Source organism: Bacillus sp. LL01 (genome assembly GCF_001037965.1).
Genome location: NZ_LFEL01000198.1, coordinates 1 through 3,896, shown reverse-complemented (window position 1 = coordinate 3,896; position 3,896 = coordinate 1). Strand labels below are relative to the sequence as shown.

Below are 3,896 nucleotides of genomic sequence, written 5' to 3'. Positions count from 1 at the left end.
ATCTACATTAATACCAGTTTCTTCTGTAAAGCGATCTGTAATTTCTTCGTATGCATCAAGTTGTGCATCTTCATCATTTACCCACATTGTTAATGTATCTGGCTTTTCCGCCTCTGTTACTTCTCCTTCTGTTTCTCCTTCACCTTCAGATGGTGCAGGTGCTGCTTCTTCTTCACGATCAGGACCACATGCTACTAAGAAAGCTAAAGCTAATCCCATTACTACTAATAATAAGAATGAACGCAATTTCATTTTTCTTCCCCCTTAACCTTTTTCAATTGTTTTTAAGTTCGTTACGAATGATAGATCCTTGCTCTTTCTTACATCACCTCCTTCAAAAATAAAATCTCCCTTACATGGAATAAACACGAGCTTCATAAGGAGTTAAGTGAATCTTTTGGTCTTCGAGTTGATCTTCACTATTAGATTGATTACTAATGAATAATTTAACGCTTTCATTTGCCCACTCTTTTGGAACTTCATAAGCTTGTTCTTCTTTTGTGAAGTTCAAAATAACTAATATTTTTTTGCCTTGCCACTCTCGTGTGTAGCTATAAATTGAATCATTTTCTATATCAAGTGGACTATACACTCCATAAACCATAATAGGATGTTCCCTACGAAGTTTTATGAGGTTACGATAATAATGTAAAATTGAATCAGGGTTTTCTTTAGCTTGGTCTACGTTTATCTGCTTGTAATTAGGGTTAACTTGTAGCCAAGGTGTCCCTGTAGTAAAGCCCCCATGACTCGATGTATCCCATTGCATCGGCGTTCTAGCATTGTCACGCCCTTTAATAAAGATCTGCCTCATTACCTCTTCATGTGCTAAACCTCTMCCCTCGATTGCATCTTGATACATATTCAATGTTTCAATATCTTGAWAGTCTTCRATTGAGTTGAATTGAACATTTGTCATCCCAATCTCTTCGCCTTGGTAAATGTAAGGAGTGCCTTGCAATGTATGAAGAAAAGTCGCAAGCATTTTTGCCGATTTCTCTCTGTAATCCTTATCGTCTCCAAAACGAGAAACCATTCGAGGTTGATCATGATTGTTCAGGTAAAGACTATTCCACCCTCTACCTTGTAACCCCAGTTGCCAGCCATCYAAAATGCGTTTTAATTCCCTCAAACTCCAAGGTCTTATGTCCCACTTTCCACCCGGTCCAGAATCAACATCCATATGATCAAATTGAAAAACCATATTCAATTCATTTCGATCTTCCCCAGTGAATAATGCTGCGTCATCAGGAGTTACACCGGGTGTCTCCCCGACCGTCATAATGTCATAATTAGATAGAACTTTCTCATTCATCTCTTGTAAATACGTATGAACATTTGGACCATTCAAGAATTTATCACCTGCAGGTTGATAAGGTGACTCTTTAGATATTTCTGCGTTAGGTAATCCCTCGGCTTTTGAGATCATGTTGATAACATCCATCCTAAAGCCATCGATCCCTTTATCTAACCACCAAGTCATCATTTTATACATTTCTTGACGTAAAGAAGCATTTTCCCAATTGAAATCTGGTTGTTTTTTAGAAAACAAATGGAGAAAGTATTCATTCGTTTTTTCATGATATCGCCAAGCTGATCCACTAAAATGTGATTCCCAGTTGTTTGGCTCCGCTCCCTCTTTCGCAGGTCTCCATATGTAATAGTCCCGATATGGGCTTGTTTTAGAAGATGCCGACTTTACAAACCATTCACATTCATCACTCGAATGATTTACAACCAAATCCATGATCAATTTCATATCACGCTGATGAATTTCATCAAGCATTTTCTCCCAATCATCCATGGTTCCAAATTCTTTCATGATTGCATAGTAATCTCGAATATCGTAACCGTTATCATCATTAGGTGAATCATAGACTGGACTTAACCAAATCACATCAATTCCTAACCACTTTAAATAATCTAATTTACTGATAATCCCTTGGATATCTCCAATTCCATCTCCATTACTATCTGCAAAACTGCGAGGGTAAATCTGATAGACTACGCTTTCTTTCCACCACTGTTTGCTCATCTTTTAAGTCACACCCTTTATGCCATAATTAGAGCAATCGTTTGCACAATTCGATAAAAAAATATGCAATCGCTTTCATGTATGCTTTTAGGTAATTATACATAGAATCATAGATTTAGGCAACCGTTTTCATTTTAATTTTTCGTATTTTTTATGCGATTGACAAACGTTTGCATTCTCGTCTTGACATCATTAAATCGTTTTCATACGCTTAGTGTAAACGAATGTTCAATTAACAGGAGGGGTTTGATGTTTAAAGAGGCTGTGTATCACCGACCTAAAAATGAGTTTGCCTATGCCTATGATGACAAAACATTACATATTCGGTTAAGAACCAAAAAAGATGACATTGATGATGTTGAACTGATACATGGAGACCCTTATGAGTGGTGCGACGAGACAGGATGGATATTCCAAAAAGAAAGAATGAAAAAAACTGGCAGTGATGATTTATTTGATTATTGGTTCCAAGAAGTCATCCCCCCTTTTAGAAGGTTAAGATATGGCTTTAACTTACGTTCTAATGAAGAGGAATTAACGTATACTGAACGAGGTTTCTTCAATAACTCCCCTCGTGATCCTGGTTTCTACTTTTGTTTCCCTTTTTTAAATGAGGCAGATATTTTTCACCCTCCAGAATGGGTAAAGGATACTGTGTGGTATCAAATCTTCCCAGAAAGATTTGCAAATGGAGATCCTTCTACCAACCCTAAAGATACTCTTCCATGGGGAAGCTGTGAACCGACTCCTACCAATTTCTTTGGTGGAGATCTTAAAGGAATTGAAGACCACCTTGATTATTTAAAGAGCCTAGGAATTTCCGGCATTTACTTGACACCTATTTTCAAAGCCCACTCTAATCATAAATACGATACAATTGATTATATGGAGATTGACCCCCAGTTTGGTGATAAGAAAACATTCAAATTATTTGTTGAACGTTGCCATGCAAAAGGTATTCGTATCATGCTAGATGCCGTCTTTAATCATTCAGGATTCTATTTTGCTCCCTTTCAAGATGTGGTAGAGCATGGTGCGGAATCAGCCTATCGTGATTGGTTTCATATTCACGAATTCCCATTAAAGGTAGATGAGCGACCGAATTATGATGCATTTGCTTTTGTTCCCTCGATGCCAAAATTAAACACTGAGCATCCTGAGGTGAAGACATATTTACTTGAGGTAGCCACCTACTGGATTAGTGAGTTTGATATAGATGGCTGGCGCTTAGATGTAGCTAATGAAATTGACCATGCATTTTGGAGAGACTTTAGAAAAGAAGTTAAAGCCATTAAACCTGATGCTTATATATTAGGAGAAATCTGGCACGACTCCATGCCATGGCTAGTAGGTGACCAGTTTGACGCTGTTATGAATTACCCTATTACATCAGCAATTGTGGATTATATAGGGAAGAAATCGATGGATAAACAAACATTCATTGAACAGACAACAAAATTGCTTCATCTGTATCCAAAACCTGTTCAAGAAGTAGCCTTCAACCTTTTAGGCAGCCATGATACCCCTCGCATCCTAACGTTATCAGACGATCAAAAATATCGAGTGAAATTGCAAGTTTTGCTACAATTTGCTATGCCAGGTACACCATGCATATATTATGGAGATGAGATCGGAATGCAAGGTGATGGCGATCCTGGGTGTAGAGAGTGCATGATTTGGGAAGATGACAAACAAGACAAAGACTTATTTGCCTATATGCAACATATTATTTCTTTACGTACTAAGTATGAAGCTTTTGGGGCTCGTGGGGAATTACGATTTATTYTTACTCAAAGTGACTCTCCTTTGCTCGTATTTTTGAAAAATACCAAGTCACAGCAGCTTCTATTCATTCTGAATC

The 3,896-nt window shown here is 37.6% G+C and carries 2 protein-coding genes and 1 pseudogene; 1 reads left to right on the top strand and 2 read right to left on the bottom strand.

Translation table 11 applies throughout. The annotated features are described in order from the left end of the window. Nucleotides 1-252 (bottom strand): annotated as a pseudogene (locus AB685_RS27835) (ABC transporter substrate-binding protein); the annotation flags it as partial. Between the two features lie 100 nt (nt 253-352). After that, nucleotides 353-2,035 carry an alpha-glucosidase gene (locus AB685_RS27830; protein ID WP_047973849.1) on the bottom strand — a complete coding sequence of 561 codons (1,683 nt, stop codon included), beginning with the start codon at nt 2,033-2,035 and terminating at the stop codon, nt 353-355. A 249-nt stretch (nt 2,036-2,284) separates the two neighbouring features. On the opposite strand from AB685_RS27830, the gene AB685_RS27825 reads away from it, so the two are divergent. Further along, nucleotides 2,285-3,896, top strand: a 1,612-nt coding sequence (locus AB685_RS27825; protein ID WP_047973848.1) for a glycoside hydrolase family 13 protein, incomplete at its 3' end; no start/stop codon positions are given.